The sequence below is a fragment of the Nonomuraea sp. NPDC050310 genome (assembly GCF_040655795.1).
Classification (GTDB): Bacteria; Actinomycetota; Actinomycetes; order Streptosporangiales; family Streptosporangiaceae; genus Nonomuraea.
Genome location: NZ_JBFAKP010000023.1, coordinates 93,201 through 111,453 on the forward strand (window position 1 = coordinate 93,201; position 18,253 = coordinate 111,453).

Sequence of the window (18,253 nt, forward strand, 5' to 3'; positions counted from 1 at the left end):
TGCGTTCAACCCTTCACCGCACCACCGGGAGCTAGCGCGTGACCACCGACCTCGATGCGCTCATCAAGGATCTCGACCTGCCCGCCAAGATCAGCCTGCTCAGCGGGGCCGACACCTGGTCCCTGCCGCCGCTGCCGGAGATCGGCCTGGACCGGCTGGTCATGAGCGACGGCCCGATCGGGGTCCGGGGCGAGGGCTGGAGCCAGGCCGACCCGTCGATCGCCCTGCCCAGCCCGACCGCGCTCGCCGCGACCTGGGACCTCGACCTGGCCAGGCAGGTGGGCCGGCTGCTGGCCCAGGAGGCCAGGCGCAAGGGCGTGCACGTGCTGCTGGCCCCGACGATCAACCTGCACCGCAGCCCGCTGGGCGGGCGGCACTTCGAGTGCTACTCCGAGGACGTGCACCTGACCGGCGAGGTCGGGGCGGCCTACGTCGAGGGGGTCCAGGAGGGCGGGGTCGCGACCACGCCCAAGCACTTCGTGGCCAACGACTTCGAGACCGAGCGGTACACCGTGAGCGTCCAGGTGAGCGACAAGGTGCTGCGCGAGGTGTACCTGCGGCCGTTCGAGCGGGTCGTGCGGGCCGGGGCGTGGGGGCTGATGACCGCCTACAACTCGGTCAACGGGACCACGATGTCGGAGCACTCCGAGCTGGTCAACGGGGTGCTCAAGGACGAGTGGGGCTTCGACGGCTACGTGGTGTCGGACTGGAACGCGGTGCGCACCACCGAGCCGTCCGCGTTCGGCGGCACCGACGTGGCCATGCCCGGCCCCAAGACGCCCTGGGGGGACAAGCTGGCCGAGGCGGTCCGCGCCGGGCGGGTGCCGGAGTCGGTGATCGACGACAAGGTGCGCCGGATCCTGCGCCTGGCCCAGCGGACCGGCGCCCTGCGCTCGCACTCCCCCGCCGCTGAGCCTCCGCAGGCCATCAACGGGGTCGCGCTCGCCCGCGAGGTGGCGACGCGGTCCTTCACCCTGCTCACCAACAACGGCGTGCTGCCCCTCCCGGCCGGGACGGGCAGCGTGGCGGTGATCGGATCCGCCGCGGCCGAGGCCCGGATCATGGGCGGCGGCAGCGCGGTGGTCTTCCCCGAGCGCACGGTCTCCCCCCTGGAGGGCCTGCGCGAGTACGGCGGCGCGCAGGTGCGCTACGCGCTGGGCACCGACCCGAACCCCAGGCTGAACCCGCTGAAGGCCCCCGCGACGGGCGAGTTCGTGGACGCCGGGGGCACGGTCCTGGCGGCCGAGGAGCTGGAGCGGGCGACGGGCCTGTGGATCAGCGGGCTGCCGGAGGGCGCGGACACCGCCGAGCTGCACCGGGTACGGCTGCGCGTGCGGTTCGTGCCCGAGGTCTCCGGCGAGCACCTGCTGTCGGTGCAGGGCATCGGCCCGTTCAGCCTGACGGTGGACGGCGAGACGGTCTACGAGGGCGTCGTCGAGCTGGAGGGCGACGACCCGGCCGCGGTGCTGGTCGCCCCGCCGGAGCGGCGGGTGGCGGTGCCGATGACGGCCGGCGTGCCGTACGAGCTGGTGATCTCGAACGTGGCGCACGACTACGGAGGCCGCCGGGTGGTGGTCTTCAGCCTCGGGCACGCCGACCCGCGCCCGGACGAGGACGCGCTGATCGCCGAGGCGGCCGGGCTGGCGGCGGCCAGCGAGGTGGCCGTGGTGGTGGCGGGCACGACGATGGCGGTGGAGAGCGAGGGCTTCGACCGCAAGGATCTGCGGCTGCCGGGCCGCCAGGACGAGCTGATCTCGGCGGTGGCCCGCGCGAACCCGCGCACGGTCGTGGTGGTGAACTCCGGCTCGCCGGTGGAGATGCCGTGGGTGGACGAGGTGGCCGCGGTGCTGCTGGTGTGGTTCCCCGGGCAGGAGGCGGGCGCCGCGCTGGCGGAGGTGCTGTACGGCGAGGCCGAGCCCGGCGGCCGGCTGCCCACGACGTGGCCGGTGAAGCTGGCCGACTGCCCGGTCGCCGACGTCACGCCGGTCGACGGGGCCGTGCCGTACGACGAGGGGGTGTACATCGGCTACCGCGCCTGGGCCCGGCACGACGTGGCGCCGGCGTTCTGGTTCGGGCACGGCCTGGGCTACACCACGTGGTCCTACGACGCGATCGAGGCCGAGGGCCGGCGGGTGGCGGTCACCGTGACCAACACCGGTGCGCGGCGCGGCCGGGAGGTGGTGCAGGTGTACACCGGCGAGGGCGCCGACCGGGTGCTGGCCGGGTTCGGGGTGGTCGAGGCGGAGCCCGGGCAGAGCGTGCGGGCAGAGCTGGAGCTGGCCGAGCGGGCCTTCCAGGTCTGGGCGGACGGCTGGCGGACGGTCGAGGGCACGCACCGCATCGAAGCCGGTGGCGGCTATGACGATCCCGCCCTGTCCACGTCGATCCGGCTTTAACGCGAAATTTCTTACCATGTGGTAAGAAATGGAGCATGCCGACGCTCGTCCCCTCCCCCCAGTCCCTGACCCCGGCCTCCGGCCCGCCCCTGAGGCTGGGCCGGCAGGTCCGGGTGAGCGCTCCCGCCGAGCTGCCCGCCCTGCGCCCGGTCGTCGCCGGCCTGCTGGACCGCCTGCACGGCCTGGAGGATCCGCCCGGCTCGGAGCCCGTGCCCGAACTGCGGCTGGTCCTGGGCCGGCCGGACCTGGGCGCCCTGCGCCCGGCGGCCGGGCTGTCCCCGCACACCGGGCTGGAGGAGGGCGAGCAGGAGGCTTTCGAGCTCGTCGTCACCGAGCAGGGGGCGACGGTGACCGCGCCGGCGGCCGAGGGGCTGTTCCGCGGCGCGACCGCGTTCGCCCAGCTCATCGGCCCCGGCGGCGAGGTGCCCGCGGTGCGGGTGCTCGACGGGCCCGGACTGCGCTGGCGCGGCCTGTCCCTGGACGTGGTGCGCCGCTTCTTCCCGGTCGAGCAGGTCAAGCGGGTGCTCGACCTGCTCGCGCTGTACCGCTTCAACGTGCTGCACCTGCACCTGACCGACAGCCAGGCGTGGCGGCTGGAGATCGACGGCCGGCCCCGGCTGACCGCGCCGGAGAACGCCGCGGAGAGCTCGCGCAACGGCGAGGGCCGGCAGTACTACACCCAGGACGACTACCGCGAGCTGGTCGCCTACGCCGCCGAGCGGTTCGTCACCGTCGTCCCGGAGATCGACGTGCCCGGGCACACCCAGGCGGCGGTGCGGGCCTACCCGGAGCTGCGCGGCCCGGACGAGCCGCCGCACGAGCTGATCTCCTACCTCGACCCGCGCAACGAACACGCCCGGCGCTTCACCGCCGAGGTGTTCGCCCAGGTCGCCGCGCTCACCCCGGGGCCGTTCGTGCACCTGGGCGGCGACGAGGCGTTCGGGATGCCGGCCGGGCTGTACGCGCGGTTCGTGACGGAGACGCTGGCGATCGTCCGGGCCACCGGCAAGCGGGTGGCCGCCTGGCAGGAGGCGGCGCGGTCGGGAGCGCTCGAACCGGGCGACGTGGCGCAGAGCTGGATCGGGCTGGGCGACGAGTTCGACCCCGAGCGGGTCAAGGCGTCGGTGCCGGCCGAGTACCACCCGCTGGTGGACGTGGCCGCGGAGAGCTTCGAGCACGCCGCCGCCGACACGCCGAAGGCCGTCGAGGCGGGCGCGTGGGTGCTGGCCTCGCCCAGCAGCGTGCTCTACCTGGATCGCCGCTACGCCGAGGAGTCGGCCGACCCCGCGCAGACGCCGCGCCGCGAGCAGGTCGGCATGCCCGCCTACACGCCGAAGAGCTGCCGGGAGCTGTACGGCTGGCAGCCCCGCGAGCTGCCGGAGATCCCCGCCGGGGCCCGGCTGGCCGGGGTCGAGGCCGCGATCTGGTGCGAGAGCGTCACCGGGTTCGAGGACCTGGCGTTCCTGCTGCTGCCGCGGCTGCCGGGCATCGCGGAGAAGGCGTGGAGCCCGCGGCCGGCGTCGTGGGCCGAGCACCGGGACCGGCTGCGGGCGCACGCGCCGTGGTGGGAGCGGCTCGGCTGGGGCGGCTACTGGCGCTCGGCCGACGTGTTCGGCTGAGCCGTACGCTCGCCCCGGTCAGGGTCTGCCGGGGCGAGCGCTCAGCGGGCGGCCGAGCCGTACTCCTGCTCGAAGGCCGCGCGGCGCAGCCGCTGCGCGGCCACGTCGGCCACCGGCGCGGCCAGCAGCAACGCCCGCGTGTAGGGGTGCGACGGCTCGGCCGTCACCACCGCGGCCGGCCCGCTCTCCACGATCTCGCCCTGGTGGATGACCGCCACCCGATGGCTGACGAACCGCACCACCGACAGGTCGTGCGAGACGAACAGGTAGGCCACCCCGCTCTGCTCCTGGATCTCCAGCAGCAGGTCGAGCACGGTCTTCTGGGTGGTGAGGTCCAGCGCGGAGACCGGCTCGTCGCAGACGACCAGGCGCGGCCCGAGCGCGAGGGCCCGGGCGATGGCGACCCGCTGCCGCTGGCCGCCGGAGAACTCCCGGGGCAGCCGCTCCCCGGCCCCGCCGGGCAGGTGCACCCGGTCGAGCAGCTCGTCCACCCGGGCCCGTGCCGCCCGGCCGGACAGCCCCTGGCCGAGCAGCGGTTCGGCGAGGGTGTCGCCGACCGTGCGCGAGGGGTTGAGCGAGGTGTACGGGTCCTGGAAGATCACCTGGATCTCGCGGGCCAGCTCGCGCCGGCGCCGCCGGCCCAGGCCGTCGAGCCGCTCCCCGGCGAAGGTGATCGTGCCCGAGCGCACCGGCGCCAGGCCGAGGATCGCCCGGCCGAGCGTGCTCTTGCCCGACCCCGACTCCCCCACCAGGCCGAGCGTCTCGCCTGGCCGGACGGACAGGCTCACCCCGCGCAGCACCTGGACGCGCGGGGCGCCGCGGCCCTTGCCGGGGAAGTCGACGTGCAGGTCCTCGACGGTCAGCAGGGCGGTCACGGGGCCTCCAGTCGTTCGTGGTCCGGCGCCTGGTCCGGCGCCTGGTCCGGAGCGTGGTCCGGCGCGGCCTCCAGCGGCTCGCGGGCGGGCGCGCCGTCCAGGACCGCGGCCAGCAGCCGGCGGGTGTACGGCTCGCGCGGCGCGTGCAGGACCTGCTCGACCGGCCCGCTCTCCACGATCCGCCCCTCGCTCATCACGGCCACCCGGTCGCACAGGTCGGCGACGACGCCGAGGTTGTGCGTCACCAGCAGCACGCCGAGCCCGCTGTCGCGCTGCAGCCGGCGCAGCAGGCCGAGGATCTCGGCCTGGACCCGCACGTCGAGCGCGGTGGTCGGCTCGTCGGCGATGAGCAGCCGCGGCTCGCAGGCCATCGCCCCGGCGATGAGCACCCGCTGGGCCATGCCACCGGAGATCTCGTGCGGGTAGGAGCGGAAGACCCGCTCCGGGTCGGCGATCTCGACCTGGCGCAGCAGGTCGAGGGCGCGGCGGCGGGCCTCGGCCCGGCCCAGGCCGAGCTTGGCGCGCAGCGGCTCGACGAGCTGGCTGCCGACGGTGAAGGCCGGGTCGAGGTTGCTCATCGGCTCCTGCGGCACGTACGCGATCACGGTTCCGCGCAGCTCGCGGTGGGCCCGCTCGGGCAGGCCGACGATCTCGCGTCCGGCGACGGTGATGCTGCCGCGCGCCACCCGGCCGCCCTCGGGCAGGATGCCGAGGACGGAGAAGGCGGTCTGCGTCTTGCCGGACCCGGACTCGCCGACCAGCCCGACGATCTCCCCCTCGCGCACGTCGAGGTCGACGCCGCGCACGACCTCGCGCGCGCCGTAGGCGACGGCCAGGCCGCGCACCGACAGCAGCCCGGCCCGCTCCCCGGCCGCGCCCGGCTCGTCCGGCTCGTCCGGCGCTTCTTCCGGTACGGCGGGCGGTGCCGGATCGCTGCGCCCGCGATCTTCGAGCACGTCCCGCAGGGCGGCGGCCAGCAGCACCAGCGCCCCGCTGGTCAGCCCGAGCGCCAGCCCCGGCCACAACATCAGCAGCGGCGCGCGCTGGATGTTCTTGAACGCCTCGTTCAGCATCGCGCCCCAGGTGGGCTCGCTGCCGCTGCCGATGCCGAGGAACTCCAGCCCGGCCTGCAGCCCGATGGCGATCCCGGCGACCAGCGCGACCTGGATGATGATCGGGGCGCGCACCACGATGAGCACGTGCCGCGAGACGATCCGCAGGTCGCTCAGCCCGGCGACGCGGGCGGCGTCGACGTACAGCTCGCCGCGCACGCCGGCGACGATGCCGCGCACCAGGCGGAAGAAGCTGGGCGCGACCAGGAAGCCGAGCACCACCATGAGCACCCAGACGGTGGAGCCGAGGATGGCGCGGGAGGCGAGCAGCACGACCATGGCGGGCAGGGCCATCACCAGGTTGACCAGCCAGGTGGCGGCCGAGTCGAACCAGCCGCCGTAGTAGCCGGCCAGCAGGCCGGAGGGCACGCCGAGGGCCAGGCCGACGGCCAGGGCGATGATCGCGCCGCCGAGGGTGTTCTGCCCGCCGTACAGGATGCGGGCGAGGATGTCGCGGCCGGCGGAATCGAAGCCGAGCGGGTGCCCGGCGGCCGGGCCCTCGAAGGCCTGGCGCAGGCTGGCCGCGCCCGGGTCGGCCGGGCTGAGCACCGGCGCGAGCAGGACGGCGAGCACGATCGCGGCCAGCAGCAGCCCGGACACCAGCCCGAGCGGATGGCGCACCAGCCTCATCGGAGCCTCGCCTTCGGGTTGAGCCAGCCGATCAGCAGGTCGGTGACGAGATTGATGACGATGACGCCGACCACGGTGACCATGACCAGCGCCATGATCACCGGGATGTCGCCGCGGGTGGTGTAGCCGACCGTCATGCTGCCCAGCCCGGGCAGCCCGAAGATCTGCTCCACCAGCACCGCGCCGCCGAGCAGGCCGACGAACTGCATGCCGAGCACGGCCAGCGCGGGCGCGGAGGCGTTGCGCAGCACGTGCCGCAGGACGATCCGCCACGGCGGCAGCCCGCGGGCGCGCAGCGTGCGGATGTAGTCCTGGCGCAGCACGTCGATCACCGAGCCGCGCACCTGCTGGGCGACGCCGGCCACCGAGCCGACCGACAGGGCGAGGATCGGCAGGGTGATCGTGGACAGCCAGCCGGTGAGCGACTCGCCCATGCCGATGTAGCCGATCGCCGGGAACCAGCCCAGCTCGACCGCGAAGACCAGGACGATCACCAGGGTGACCAGGAAGCCGGGCAGCGCGTAGCCGAGCACGGCGAAGACCTGGACGAACCGGTCCACGACGCCGCGCCGCACCCCGGCCCAGACGCCGAGCACAAACGACAGCAGCGCGGTGATCACGGTGACGCCGATCATCAGGCTGAGCGTGACCGGCAGCCGGTTGGCGATCGCCTGGAGCACGTTCTCGCTGGTGAACCAGGAGGTGCCGAAGTCGCCGCGGAGCGCGGCGCCCAGCCAGTCGAGGTAGCGGACCGCTACCGGCCGGTCGAGGCCGAGCGCCGCGTTCTTGGCGTCGACCAGCTCCTGGGGCGCGTTCTGCCCGAGGAGCTGGCGGCCGACGTCGAGGTGCGGGATGGACAGCAGGGTGTAGGACAGCAGCGAGATCACGCCGATCAGCGCCACGCCCGCCGCGACCCGGCGCAGGACGAAGGCGAGCATGGTCACTTGGCGGGGGCGTAGTTGTAGATCGCGGGCACGGCCATGCCGTCCTGCGGGGTGATGGCGACGCTGCCGTCGGAGACGTGCAGGTAGGTCATCCGGTAGAAGGGCACGAACCACGCCTGCTCGACCAGGTGCGCGTTGAGCTTCTTCAGGTCGGCGGGGTCGTCGCTCTTCTGGATGCGCGGGGCCAGGGACTTCACCGTGTCGTCGGTGTAGCCGAACATGTTGAACAGGCCGGGCAGCACCATCTCCTTGACCACGACCCAGTCGATCGGCGACTGGCCGTTGTTCATGACCATGCCGGAGTAGGCGCGGTCGCGGAAGATGCGCTGGACGGCGCTGCCCTGGTCGAGGTCCTCCCAGACGAGCTTGACGCCGACGGCGCCGAAGTCGGTCTGGAGCGAGGCGGCCAGCGCCTCGGAGACGATCGCGGGGATGCGCGGCAGCTTGAGGGTGAAGCCGCCCTCCAGCCCGGCCTCCTTGAGCAGGGCGCGGGCCTTGGCCTGGTCGAAGGGGTAGGCGTTGTCGAGCTCTGGCTGGTAGGCCTTGGCCGAGGGGCCGAAGAGCTGGCTTGTGACCGTGCCGCGACCTTGGCGGATCTTGCTCAGCATGGTCTGGCGGTCGATCGCGTGGTTGAGCGCCTGCCGTACGCGGGGGTCCTTGAGCTCGGGGGTGACCAGGCCGGCGCGGTCGAACAGCAGCAGGCCCTGGACGTCGAACTCCTGCTTGACCGTCTTGACCTTGGGGTGGGCCTCGACGGCGATCTGCTGGTCGGCGTCCTGGATGAGGGCGGCGTTGAGCTGGCCGGTCTTGATGCCGTTGACGATCGCGGTCTCGTTGTCGAAGTAGCTGATCGTGATGGTGTCGTAGGGCAGCTTGGCCCCCCAGTAGCCGGGGGCGCGCTTGAAGACCCACTTGGTGCCGATGACGGTCTGGCCCTGGTCGAGGTCGTAGGGGCCGGTGCCGCTCGGGGCGGTCTTGAGCGCCTCGCCCTTGGCGAACTCGGCCGGGTTGGCCATCAGCCCGGCGGCGTCGCTGAGGTAGTACAGCAGCGCGGGGTTGGGCTGCTTGAGCTTCAGCTTGACGTGGCTGTCGTCGACGACCTCGACGCTCTCCAGGTCGGCGAGGGTGCCGGCCTGGCCGCCGCCGCCCTTGGCGAAGCGCTCCAGGTTGGCCTTGACCGCCTTGGCGTCGAAGGGGGTGCCGTCGTCGAACTTCACGCCGGTGCGCAGGGTGAGGGTGAGCGTGGTTCTGGCCTCGTCGTAGGCCCATTCGGTGGCCAGCATCGGGCTGAACGCGCCGTCCGGCTCGCGCTTGACCAGGGTGTCGTAGACCGCCTGGAAGAACGGCAGGGCGCTGCCGTTGGCGTCCTTGCTGTCGAGGCTCATCGGCAGGGTCATCGTGGCGAGGCTCAGGGTCGCCGGGGCGGCCGAGCCGGTGGCCGGGCCGGCCTGGCCGCCCGAGCAGCCCGCGAGGACGACGGCCGAGGTCAGGAGGGCGGCCAGCGCCGCGAATTTCTTCATCACGCACACTCCGTCCGAGATTTTCGGCGAGCATACACCCCAAACTAACCACGTGGTAGGTTTAGTGCCGGCCGGTCGGGAGGCGGGCTAATCTCCCTGTACAGCGGCACTTGCGGTGCCCCTGACCCGAAGAGAGGCCGCCCGGTGAACGCACCGATCCCCCGCCGGGGCACCAAAGGCGAGCGCACCCGCGAGCGCATCCTCGACTCCGCGATGGAGCTGTTCTCGCGCTCGGGCTTCCACGCCGTCTCGCTGCGCGACATCGCCGCCCACGCCGGGCTCACCCACGCCGGGCTGCTGCACCACTTCCCGGGCAAGGACGAGCTGCTCATCCAGGTGCTGACCCGGCGCGAGGACGAGGCGGCGCAGCAGGCGCTGTCGGCCGACTCCTCGCGCGAGCCGGAGAAGGTGCTCATCCGGCATCTCGACCAGATCACCCGGAACATGCACACGCCCGGGCTGGTCGGGCTGTTCGTCAAGATCTCCGGCGAGGCGGCCGATCCCGGCCATCCGGCGCACGAGTACTTCGTCGAGCGCTACCGGCGGCTGCGGCGGCGCACGGCCTGGCTGCTGGCACAGCTCTTCGAGCAGGCCGACCCGCCGGTCTCGCACGACCCGGACGCGGTCGCGCAGCAGCTCCTGGCGCTGGTGGACGGCCTGCAGACGCAGTGGCTGCTCGATCCCGACCAGGTGGACATGCGCCGCGCGGTGGAGGTCTTCCTGACCCAGCTCGGCCTCGGCGTCGGCCGGGACTGACCGCCCTCCGCCGGCTCTAGCCGGAGCGGGCCAGGCTTCCGGCCTGCGCGCGCGGCGCGGCCAGCCGCCGGCCGAGCCGCTGCATCGGCTCCTCGACGTAGCGGTGGCACAGGCCCGCCACCGGCAGCAGCACCACCAGGAAGGCCAGCGCGAAGCCGGCCTGCACGGCCGGGTGCGCCCAGCGCAGGTCGCCCACCGGCCGCAACAGCACGGTGAGCAGCGGCAGGTGCAGCAGGTAGAGCGAGTAGCTGACCGTCCCGAGCCAGGTCAGCGCGTACGGCACGCGCCGCCCGCGCAACGCCATGGCCCCGGCGAAGGTGGCGGCGGCCAGCACGATCGTGGTGATCCACACGCCCGGCTGCACCCACCACCAGCCGGCGTCGATCGCCCACACCGGCGCCAGGGCGACCAGCACCCCGGCCGGGACGAGCGGCCAGAGCGAGCCCTCGCCGCGCTCCCAGCGCTGGATCGCGGTCCCGGCGAACAGCACCGCCACCACCGCGAGCCCGAACCACGGCACTCGGCTGCTCAGCACCAGCAGCGCCAGGGCCATCAGGCCGAGCCCGATCGCCGAGGCGGTGCGCAGCCGCCCGGACAGCATGCCGGCCAGGCCGAGCGCGAACCCGGCCAGCGACACCCACGCCGGCCACGGCCCGGTCCAGGGCGAGGCGGCCAGCAGGATCCCGGCCAGCACCGCCGCCGCGGCGAACCCGGCGGCCAGCAGGCCACGGCCGCGGTGCAGCCCGGCGGCGAACAACGCGCCGGCCATGAGGTAGAAGACCATCTCGTAGGAGAGCGTCCACATCGTGTTGACCACCCCGCCCGCGCCGACCGCGTCGAGCAGCATGGTGGCGTGCGAGGCGAGCGCCGAGGCGTCGGCCGGCACCTCCCGGCGGATCGGGATCCACCACGACAACGCCAGCGCGATCACGATGACCAGCAGGTAGAGCGGGTACAGCCGGAAGAGCCGGCCGATCCAGAACGCCCGCAGGTCGCCGCGGCGCTCCAGCGAGACCGGGATGATGTAGCCGCTGACCAGGAAGAAGACCAGCACGCCGTACATGCCGATGTTGAACCAGGTGGGCCGCAGCGCGGGCATCGCCCAGGTGAGCAGGTGCTCGGCGACGACGGCCAGCGCGCCCAGGCCACGCAGCGCGTCGAGCCAGGCGAGCCGCGCCGCGGCGGAGTCCGGGCGGAGCGAGGTCGGCGGGGTCGGCATGGCAGGCATGTGCCCCAACGTATCCAAGGATCACGCCGCGGCCCGGTATGGCACCGTGGAAGGCGGGGAAACGGGAGGAGCACCACCATGAAGACCGAACACCGGCGCCACGCTCACGACGGTGACCACACGATCGACCGGCCGCGCGCCTACGAGGTGTTCTCCGCGCTCGGCTTCCTGGGCCGGCGGCGTGAGATCTTCACCCGGCTGGCCGCGCTGTCGGGGGTACGGCCCGGCGCGAGCGTGCTGGACGTCGGGTGCGGCACCGGCTACCTCACCCGGCTCCTGGCCCCGGTGGCGGGCCCGTCCGGCCGGGTGACCGGCGTGGACCCGTCCGAGGCGATGATCGGCTACGCTCGCGAGCGCGCCCCGCGCAACTGCGACTACCGCGTGGCCGGGGGCCAGTCGCTCGGGCTGCCGGACGCCGCCTTCGACGTCGTGGTCTCCACGCTGGCCGTGCACCACATCCCGGAGGGCGAGCGCGCGACGGCCCTGCGCGAGATGGCCCGGGTGCTGCGGCCGGGCGGGCGGCTGCTGATCGCCGAGGCCCGGCCCCCGGCGGGACGGCTGCCGGGCCGGGTGGCCGCCACGTTCTTCCCCGCGCTGCGGCACGGCGTCCGCGACGAGCTCGGCGGGCTGATCGAGCAGGCCGGGCTGCGCCCGGTGGACTCGGGCGACCTGCCGGTCCTGCTCGGCTACGTGCGGGCGGAGCGGCCGGAGTAGGGCGGTTTTGGGCCTTGCTGGGGGCGGGACCCGCGGTTACGATCACCGCAACTCTTAGGAAACTTTCCTAAAAGAAACACCCCCCACGCGAGGCCCCCATGAGATTGCGGAAGCTGGCGGCCTTGGCCGCCCTCGTCCTGGGCGGGACGGTCCTGGCCGCGCCCGCCGCCCACGCCGCCAACATCCTCGCCAACCCCGGCTTCGAGGACGGCCTCACCGGCTGGACCTGCCCGGCCGGCCAGGCGGTCAGCAGCCCGGTGCACGGCGGGAGCAAGGCCCTGCAGGCCACCCCCGCCGGCAGCGACGTGGCCCGCTGCCAGCAGACGGTCACCGTCCAGCCGGGCAAGGCCTACACCCTGACCGCCTGGGTACGCGGCTCCTACGTCTTCCTCGGCGCGAGCGGCACCGGCGTCAACGCCTCCACCTGGGGCTCGCCCGGGACCACCTGGACGCAGCTCAGCACCAGCTTCACCGCCGGCGCGAGCACCACGAGCGTCACCGTGCACGTCAACGGCTGGTACGGCCAGGGCGCCTACCAGGCCGACGACCTGGTGCTGGACGGCCCGCCCGGCCAGGGCCAGCCGCCGGCCGCGCCGACCGGCCTGACCGGCAGCGGCACGGTCACCACCGCCACCCTGTCGTGGACCGCCTCGGCCGGGGCCACCGGCTACAACGTCTACCGCAACGGCTCGAAGGTCGGCACGGCCACCGGCACCACCTACGCCGAGAACCCCAGCCCGGGCAGCTACTCCTACCAGGTCAGCGCGGTCAACGCGGCCGGTGAGTCGCCGCTGTCGGCGGCGGTCCCGGTCACCGTCGGCAACGACGTGCCGCCGCCCCCGCCCGCGCCCACCGGGCTGAGCGCGACCGTCAACGGCCCGAGCGTGACGTTGCGCTGGACCGCCGCGCCCACCGCCACCGGCTACACCGTCTACCGGGACAACGTCAAGATCGCCACGGTCTCCGCGACCACGCACCTCGACACCCCCGGACCGGGCAGCAAGCGCTACCACGTGCGCGCCTTCCACACCTCCGGCGTCGAGGGCGCGGCCTCCGCCACCGTCACCGCGGTCGTGCCGGAGGTCCCGCCCGGCGACGGCCTGCCCAACCGGGTGCTCGTCGGCTACCTGCACGCCTCCTTCGCCAACGGCTCCGGCTACACGCGGATGGCCGACGTGCCCGCCGAGTGGGACGTGATCAACCTCGCCTTCGGCGAGCCCACCTCGGTCACCTCCGGCGACATCCGCTTCCGCCAGTGCCCGGCCGCCGAGTGCCCGAACGTCGAGCCCGAGGCCGACTTCATCGCCGCCATCCGCGCCAAGCAGGCGGCCGGCAAGAAGGTGCTCATCTCCATCGGCGGCCAGAACGGCCAGGTGCAGCTCACCACCACCGCCGCCCGCGACGCCTTCGTCAGCTCGGTGTCGGCGATCATCGACCGGTACGGCCTGGACGGGCTCGACATCGACTTCGAGGGCCACTCGCTCTACCTCAACCAGGGCGACACCAACCTCGCCGCCCCGACCACCCCGGTGATCGTCAACCTCATCTCGGCGCTGAAGACCCTCAAGGCGAAGTACGGCTCGCGGTTCGTGCTCACCATGGCGCCCGAGACCTTCTTCGTCCAGCTCGGCTACCAGTTCTACGGCCCCGGCACCGGCGGCGCGGACGCCCGCTCGGCCTCCTACCTGCCGGTCATCCACGCCATGCGCAACGACCTGACCCTGCTGCACGTCCAGGACTACAACTCCGGGCCGATCATGGGGCTGGACAACCAGTACCACACCATGGGCGGGCACGACTTCCACGTCGCGATGACCGACATGCTGCTGGCCGGCTTCCCGATCCGGGGCGACGCGAACAACGTCTTCCCGCCGCTGCGGCAGAACCAGGTCGCCATCGGCCTGCCCGCCGCCCCCTGGGCCGGCAACGGCTTCACCACCGTCGCCGAGGTGCAGAAGGCCTTCGACTGCCTGGCCAAGGGCAGCAACTGCGGCAGCTACAAGCCGCGCGGGGTCTACCCGAACCTGCGCGGGCTGATGACCTGGTCGATCAACTGGGACCGGTACAACTCCTTCGAGTTCTCCCGCAACCACCGGGCCTACCTCAACACCCTCGGCTGACCCTCGGGTTTCCGGCGGCTTCGGCTGCTGATCGTCCGGCTTCCGGGGGCCCGTGCTTCAAGGGCCCCCGGAGGCACTCTTGCCTCACCCTTTCGCGCGCCGAGTCTTCCGCTAGGCGCGCTCGATCATGGGTACGGGTGCGGCATGATCCCGTTGAGACGGGCGGTCCGCTCCGCCGCCCTGGCCCTGCTGTCCGTGCCGGTCGCCCTCACCCTCACCGCCGCCCCCGCCTCGGCCGACCCCCGCGAACGCTCGCAGACCGACACAGGGACCGACGCCTCGACCGCCCGGGCCCGGCGGATGCTGGGCCAGCTCAAGGTGGCCCGCCCGCTGTCCATCCGCGGCTACAGCCACCGGCGTTTCCAGCCCCGCTGGGCGCACCACAAGGGCGCCTGCGACGCCCGCGAGATGGTGCTGGCCCGCGACGGCCGCGGCGTACGGCGCGACCGCAAGTGCCGGGCGATCCGCGGCCGCTGGTACAGCCCCTACGAGGGCAAGTGGTTCAGGAGCGAGCGGCTGCTCGACGTCGACCACGTGGTGCCGCTCGCCTACGCCTGGCGCTCGGGGGCCCGCCGGTGGAGCCAGGCCAAGCGCCGCGCCTTCGCCAACGACCTCACCCGCCCCGAGCTCGTCACCGTCAGCCACTCGATGAACATCGCCAAGGGCGGCCAGGGCCCGCAGAGCTGGCGGCCGCCGCGCCGGGCCTACTGGTGCCGCTACGCGACCTCGTGGATCACCGTCAAGCACCACTACCGGCTGTTCGTCACCCGCAGCGAGCGGGTCGCGCTGCGCAACATGCTCAGGACCTGCCGGTGACTTCTCTGGTACGGCCCGCCGCCCCGAGCCAGGCGGCGGACGGCTTCGGGGTGCGGGCGAAGGTGGCCCGGTCGACCGCGATCAGCCCGAAGGTCGGCCCGTAGCTGCCCCACTCGTAATTGTCCAGCGCGCTCCAGTGGAAGTAGCCGCGCACGTCCACGCCGTCGGCCATCGCCTCGCGCAACGCGGCCAGCGCCCCGGTGGTGTAGGCGAGGCGGCGCTCGTCGTCGGCGGTCGCGATGCCGTTCTCGGTCACGATGATCGGCACGCCGGGGGCGGTGGCGGCGGCGTGCCGTACCGCGTGGCCCAGGGCTTCGGGGTAGAACTCCCAGCCGGTCAGCGTGCGCTCGGCCATCTCCGGCGCGGGCAGCGGGCCGTCGGGGCCGACGCGGGTGCGGGTGTAGGACTGCACGCCGAGCCAGTCGTCGCCGCGCGCCGCCTCCAGGTAGACGTCCTCGCGCGGGCGGCGGTAGGCGGCGGTGACCTCCTCGGCGCCGGGAAGCGCCTGGTAGACCTGGCTGGCCACCGACCAGCCGGCCCGTACGCCGGGCGCCAGGGCGCGGACGGCGGAGACCGCGAGCCCGTGCGCCCGGACCAGCGCCTCGGCGGTGCGGGCGTCCGGCTCGGGCAGCCCGGCGGCGGGCAGGTCGAAGCCGGACTCGCGGATTCCGGCCATGATCGCGACCATGTTGGGCTCGTTGATCGTGCACACGTGGTCCACCCCGGCGGCGAAGATCGGCGCGGCGGCCTCGACGTAGCGGGCGAACAGCTCCCCCGAGTCGGCCGCCGCCCAGCCGCCCCGCCGGCTGAACCACAGCGGGCAGGTGAAGTGGTGCAACGTCACCATCGGCCGCAGCCCGCGCTCCAGCGCGCCGTCCACCATGCGGCGGTAGTGCGCGATCGCCGCGCGGGAGAACTCGCCCGGCGCCGGCTCGATCCGGGCCCACTCGACGCTGAAGCGGTAGTCGGTGAAGCCGAGCCCGGCCAGCAGGTCCATGTCCTCGCGCCAGCGGTGGTAGCTGTCGCAGGCGTCGCCGCTGGGCTCCTTGACGTACTCGCCCAGGGCGCCGTGCTCCAGCGCCCACCAGTCGCTGTTGGTGTTGCCGCCCTCGGTCTGGTGGGCGGCGGTGGAGGCGCCCCACAGGAAGCCTTCGGGCAGGGGGAAAGCGTTCGGCATGAGGCCTGACCGTAGCCCCAAAAACCTAGCAACTCAAGGTTTTGGGTAGGCTGCCCCCATGGTCCGAGGTCCCTACGCCAAGAGCTCCGCCAAGCGGCGGCAGATCCTCGACGCCGCCCTGGCCGTCTACGCCGAGGCGGGCAGCCGGAAGGTGTCGGTGCGCGAGATCGCCCAGCGGGTCGGGATGACCGACGCGGGCGTGCTGCACCACTTCGGCAGCCGCGAGGCGCTGCTCACCGCCGTCCTGGAGGCCCGCGACGAGGCCGCCGCCGGGGGCGATCCCGCCGAGACCCTGGCCCGGAACGCGGCCACGCCGGGGCTGGTCAAGCTGTTCATGGACGTCGCCGCCGCGGCCGCCGAGCCCAGCCACCCCGCGCACGGCTACTTCACCGAACGCTACGCCCGCTACCGGCGGCGGGTGGCCGGCAAGCTCGTGCGCGACGGCGTCCCGGAGAGCGACGCCGACTGGGCCGCGCGCATCCTGCTGGCCGCCACCGACGGGCTCCAGGTGCAGTGGCTGCTGGAGCCCGGCATCGACATGGCCGCCGACCTCAACCGCCTCGCCACCCTCCTCACCCACCTCACCGACTCCCCCACCACCTCCTCCTGCGGCGACGACCTCCCCGGCCGGGGTCACTAGGGTGGAGCCCATGACCTCCTCCCTTCGACTCGAACCGGTGACCCCGGCCAACCTCGACGCCGCGCTGGCCGTCCAGGTGCACCCCGCCCAGGAGCGGCTCGTGGCCCCGGTGGTGAAGTCGCTGGCCGAGGCGTACGTGCACGGCGACAAGGCCTGGCCGCGGCTGATCCTGGACGGCGAGCGGCCGGTCGGCTTCCTGATGGCCTTCCTCGACATCGACTGGACCGGCAGGGGCGAGGGCGACATCCGCTCGGGCCTGTGGCGGCTGAACATCGACGCCGCCGTCCAGGGCCGGGGTTACGGCCGTTTCGCCGTGGAGTCGGTGGCCGCGGAGGTCCGTGCGCGGGGCGGGCGGGAGATGTTCGTCACCTGGCACCCCGGCGACGACGGGCCCGAGGCCTTCTACCTCAAGCTCGGCTTCGAGCCGACCGGGGAGCAGAGCGAGGGCGAGACGGTCGGCCGCCTCGCCCTGGCCTAGCTTCCGGACCGGTCGCCTCGGCGGGGGCGGTCAGGGGGCCTGGAAGTGCCAGACGACGATGGAGGGCACGTTCGCGTCGGCCACTCGGGTCGCCTCGGGGACCAGGGCGGCCAGGGCCCACGGCCACACCTCCCACTTCTCCAGCACCTCCGCCACGGTCAGCGGCGGGCCCTCCTTGGCGACCCGAGGCTCCTCGCAGGCCCGCAACTGCAGCCCGGCGGCGAGCGCGGCGCGCAGGTAGTCGCCGAGCGGGTGCCGGTGGCTGGCGATCCGCCCCGGCCGTCCCACGGCGTCCCGGATCGTGGGGACGAAGCCGCGGGCCAGGCTCTCGGGGTGCATGTCCGAGATCACCACATGCCCGCCCGGCCGCAGCACCCGGGCGAACTCGGCCAGCGGCGGCCCCAGCGCGGGCAGGTGGGTCAGCGCCAGCGAGCAGGTCACCAGGTCGACCGAGCCGTCGGGCAGGGGCAGCGCGGTGAGGTCGCCCAGCCGGAACTCCACGCCGGGCACCCGGTCGCGGGCCAGGGCCAGCATGTCCGGCGAGCCGTCCACTCCGATCACCCGGTGCCCGCGCCCGGCCAGCGCGGCGGCCACCCGGCCGGTCCCACAGGCGGCGTCCAGGGCGTCGCCTGGGGGGATCTTGTCGAGGATCGCGGCCACCGCCGGGGTGTCGGCGGCGAAGGCGGCGTTCGGGCCGTCGTAGCCGGCCGACCAGATCCGGTAGCCGGTGCCGGGGTCGACCCGCTCCACCTCCACGCCTGGCCCGGCCAGCCGCTCGTCGTCCAGCAGGCGGCGGATCTCGGCCAGCCGCTCCTCGGTGAACCGCCGCCCCTCGCCGTCCGCGTGCTCACCGGTGAAGGCGCGCAGCAGGGCCAGGCCCTCCATGGCCAGGAGGTAGGCCAGGGGATGCTCGTAGGTCATCGCGCGAGGCTACTCAGCCGGGCCACCGGGCCGCCAACCATTTCCAGCAGCGGAAGGCCGTGCACCGTCCTCTCGCTCCGCCGTACCTGGAAGGTGGTCCGGTACGGCGGGGCGGGCCGGTGGGGGGCGGGGAAGGGCGATGGGACGGTCAGGCGGACAGGTCGCGGTCGTGGACGCGGTGGGCGCCGACGGCCGCGATGTAGCGCTCGGTGAAGGAGTCGCCGGCCGAACCTTCTTCGCCAAGCCAGAGCAGGGGATATTTCGGACATGATGCCCCAGCCGTCACGGGAGGGGCGAGACGGGCCGC

Annotated in this window: 15 protein-coding genes; 8 read left to right on the forward strand and 7 right to left on the reverse strand. The window is 73.6% G+C overall.

Features of this window, described 5'->3' with window-relative positions; genetic code table 11:
- Nucleotides 1–38: 38 nt before the first annotated feature.
- Together AB0I67_RS35920 and AB0I67_RS35925 are read left to right on the forward strand one after the other, a co-directional pair.
- Complete coding sequence (locus AB0I67_RS35920; RefSeq protein ID WP_357933205.1) at nucleotides 39–2,396, forward strand: glycoside hydrolase family 3 C-terminal domain-containing protein; 2,358 nt, start codon at nucleotides 39–41, stop codon at nucleotides 2,394–2,396.
- Between the two features lie 35 nt (nucleotides 2,397–2,431).
- Complete coding sequence (locus AB0I67_RS35925) at nucleotides 2,432–4,015, forward strand: family 20 glycosylhydrolase (RefSeq protein ID WP_357933207.1); 1,584 nt, start codon at nucleotides 2,432–2,434, stop codon at nucleotides 4,013–4,015.
- A gap of 41 nt (nucleotides 4,016–4,056) precedes the next feature.
- Here the strand turns inward: AB0I67_RS35925 and AB0I67_RS35930 are convergent, their stop codons facing one another.
- From AB0I67_RS35930 to AB0I67_RS35945, 4 genes are read right to left on the reverse strand one after another with little or no spacing between them, the layout of a single operon-like run.
- Nucleotides 4,057–4,890 (reverse strand): ATP-binding cassette domain-containing protein, encoded by an 834-nt coding sequence (locus AB0I67_RS35930; RefSeq protein WP_357933210.1) that lies wholly within the window; start codon nucleotides 4,888–4,890, stop codon nucleotides 4,057–4,059.
- Entirely contained in the window at nucleotides 4,887–6,632 is a 1,746-nt protein-coding gene (locus AB0I67_RS35935) for a dipeptide/oligopeptide/nickel ABC transporter permease/ATP-binding protein (protein ID WP_357933213.1), read from the reverse strand. Before AB0I67_RS35935 ends, AB0I67_RS35930 begins: the two co-directional genes overlap by 4 nt.
- Nucleotides 6,629–7,570, reverse strand: a complete 942-nt coding sequence (locus tag AB0I67_RS35940; protein WP_357933307.1) for an ABC transporter permease — start codon at nucleotides 7,568–7,570, stop codon at nucleotides 6,629–6,631. The genes AB0I67_RS35935 and AB0I67_RS35940 overlap by 4 nt, the downstream gene beginning before the upstream one ends.
- Before the next feature lie 2 nt (nucleotides 7,571–7,572).
- The gene (locus AB0I67_RS35945; protein WP_357933310.1) at nucleotides 7,573–9,096 is read right to left on the reverse strand and encodes an ABC transporter substrate-binding protein; all 1,524 of its coding nucleotides are present in this window, start codon (nucleotides 9,094–9,096) and stop codon (nucleotides 7,573–7,575) included.
- 144 nt (nucleotides 9,097–9,240) lie between these two features.
- Here AB0I67_RS35945 and AB0I67_RS35950 point away from each other — a divergent pair, with 144 nt between their 5' ends.
- Entirely contained in the window at nucleotides 9,241–9,852 is a 612-nt protein-coding gene (locus AB0I67_RS35950) for a TetR/AcrR family transcriptional regulator (RefSeq protein WP_357933215.1), read from the forward strand.
- A gap of 16 nt (nucleotides 9,853–9,868) precedes the next feature.
- On the opposite strand, the gene AB0I67_RS35955 is transcribed toward AB0I67_RS35950, so the two are convergent.
- The gene (locus tag AB0I67_RS35955) at nucleotides 9,869–11,080 is read right to left on the reverse strand and encodes an acyltransferase (RefSeq protein ID WP_357933218.1); all 1,212 of its coding nucleotides are present in this window, start codon (nucleotides 11,078–11,080) and stop codon (nucleotides 9,869–9,871) included.
- A 78-nt stretch (nucleotides 11,081–11,158) separates the two neighbouring features.
- On the opposite strand from AB0I67_RS35955, the gene AB0I67_RS35960 reads away from it, so the two are divergent.
- From AB0I67_RS35960 to AB0I67_RS35970, 3 genes are all read left to right on the forward strand, one after another.
- A complete protein-coding gene (locus AB0I67_RS35960; protein ID WP_357933220.1) occupies nucleotides 11,159–11,794 on the forward strand; it encodes a methyltransferase domain-containing protein in 636 nt (211 codons plus the stop codon).
- A 98-nt stretch (nucleotides 11,795–11,892) separates the two neighbouring features.
- On the forward strand, nucleotides 11,893–13,914 hold the full coding sequence (locus AB0I67_RS35965; protein ID WP_357933223.1) for a glycosyl hydrolase family 18 protein: 2,022 nt from the start codon (nucleotides 11,893–11,895) through the stop codon (nucleotides 13,912–13,914).
- Nucleotides 13,915–14,058: 144 nt separating this feature from the next.
- The gene (locus AB0I67_RS35970; RefSeq protein WP_357933226.1) at nucleotides 14,059–14,730 is read left to right on the forward strand and encodes an HNH endonuclease family protein; all 672 of its coding nucleotides are present in this window, start codon (nucleotides 14,059–14,061) and stop codon (nucleotides 14,728–14,730) included.
- Here AB0I67_RS35970 and AB0I67_RS35975 read toward each other — a convergent pair.
- On the reverse strand, nucleotides 14,714–15,907 hold the full coding sequence (locus AB0I67_RS35975) for a family 1 glycosylhydrolase (protein WP_357933229.1): 1,194 nt from the start codon (nucleotides 15,905–15,907) through the stop codon (nucleotides 14,714–14,716). The two genes, AB0I67_RS35970 and AB0I67_RS35975, sit on opposite strands and share 17 nt — an antisense overlap.
- Nucleotides 15,908–15,965: 58 nt before the next feature.
- Between AB0I67_RS35975 and AB0I67_RS35980 the strand changes: the two genes are divergently transcribed.
- On the forward strand, nucleotides 15,966–16,547 hold the full coding sequence (locus AB0I67_RS35980; protein WP_357933231.1) for a helix-turn-helix domain-containing protein: 582 nt from the start codon (nucleotides 15,966–15,968) through the stop codon (nucleotides 16,545–16,547).
- Between the two features lie 10 nt (nucleotides 16,548–16,557).
- Entirely contained in the window at nucleotides 16,558–17,025 is a 468-nt protein-coding gene (locus tag AB0I67_RS35985) for a GNAT family N-acetyltransferase (protein ID WP_357933234.1), read from the forward strand.
- Between the two features lie 30 nt (nucleotides 17,026–17,055).
- Here AB0I67_RS35985 and AB0I67_RS35990 read toward each other — a convergent pair whose 3' ends face one another.
- The gene (locus AB0I67_RS35990) at nucleotides 17,056–17,946 is read right to left on the reverse strand and encodes a methyltransferase domain-containing protein (protein WP_357933237.1); all 891 of its coding nucleotides are present in this window, start codon (nucleotides 17,944–17,946) and stop codon (nucleotides 17,056–17,058) included.
- Nucleotides 17,947–18,253 lie beyond the last annotated feature (307 nt).

Coding starts and splice junctions, on each gene's coding strand:
- AB0I67_RS35925 (WP_357933207.1), top strand. CDS start 2,432: ATGCCGACGCTCGTCCCCTCCCCCCAGTCCCTGACCCCGGCCTCCGGC.
- AB0I67_RS35935 (WP_357933213.1), bottom strand. CDS start 6,632: ATGAGGCTGGTGCGCCATCCGCTCGGGCTGGTGTCCGGGCTGCTGCTG.
- AB0I67_RS35940 (WP_357933307.1), bottom strand. CDS start 7,570: ATGCTCGCCTTCGTCCTGCGCCGGGTCGCGGCGGGCGTGGCGCTGATC.
- AB0I67_RS35945 (WP_357933310.1), bottom strand. CDS start 9,096: ATGAAGAAATTCGCGGCGCTGGCCGCCCTCCTGACCTCGGCCGTCGTC.
- AB0I67_RS35955 (WP_357933218.1), bottom strand. CDS start 11,080: ATGCCTGCCATGCCGACCCCGCCGACCTCGCTCCGCCCGGACTCCGCC.
- AB0I67_RS35960 (WP_357933220.1), top strand. CDS start 11,159: ATGAAGACCGAACACCGGCGCCACGCTCACGACGGTGACCACACGATC.
- AB0I67_RS35965 (WP_357933223.1), top strand. CDS start 11,893: ATGAGATTGCGGAAGCTGGCGGCCTTGGCCGCCCTCGTCCTGGGCGGG.
- AB0I67_RS35970 (WP_357933226.1), top strand. CDS start 14,059: ATGATCCCGTTGAGACGGGCGGTCCGCTCCGCCGCCCTGGCCCTGCTG.
- AB0I67_RS35975 (WP_357933229.1), bottom strand. CDS start 15,907: ATGCCGAACGCTTTCCCCCTGCCCGAAGGCTTCCTGTGGGGCGCCTCC.
- AB0I67_RS35980 (WP_357933231.1), top strand. CDS start 15,966: ATGGTCCGAGGTCCCTACGCCAAGAGCTCCGCCAAGCGGCGGCAGATC.
- AB0I67_RS35985 (WP_357933234.1), top strand. CDS start 16,558: ATGACCTCCTCCCTTCGACTCGAACCGGTGACCCCGGCCAACCTCGAC.
- AB0I67_RS35990 (WP_357933237.1), bottom strand. CDS start 17,946: ATGACCTACGAGCATCCCCTGGCCTACCTCCTGGCCATGGAGGGCCTG.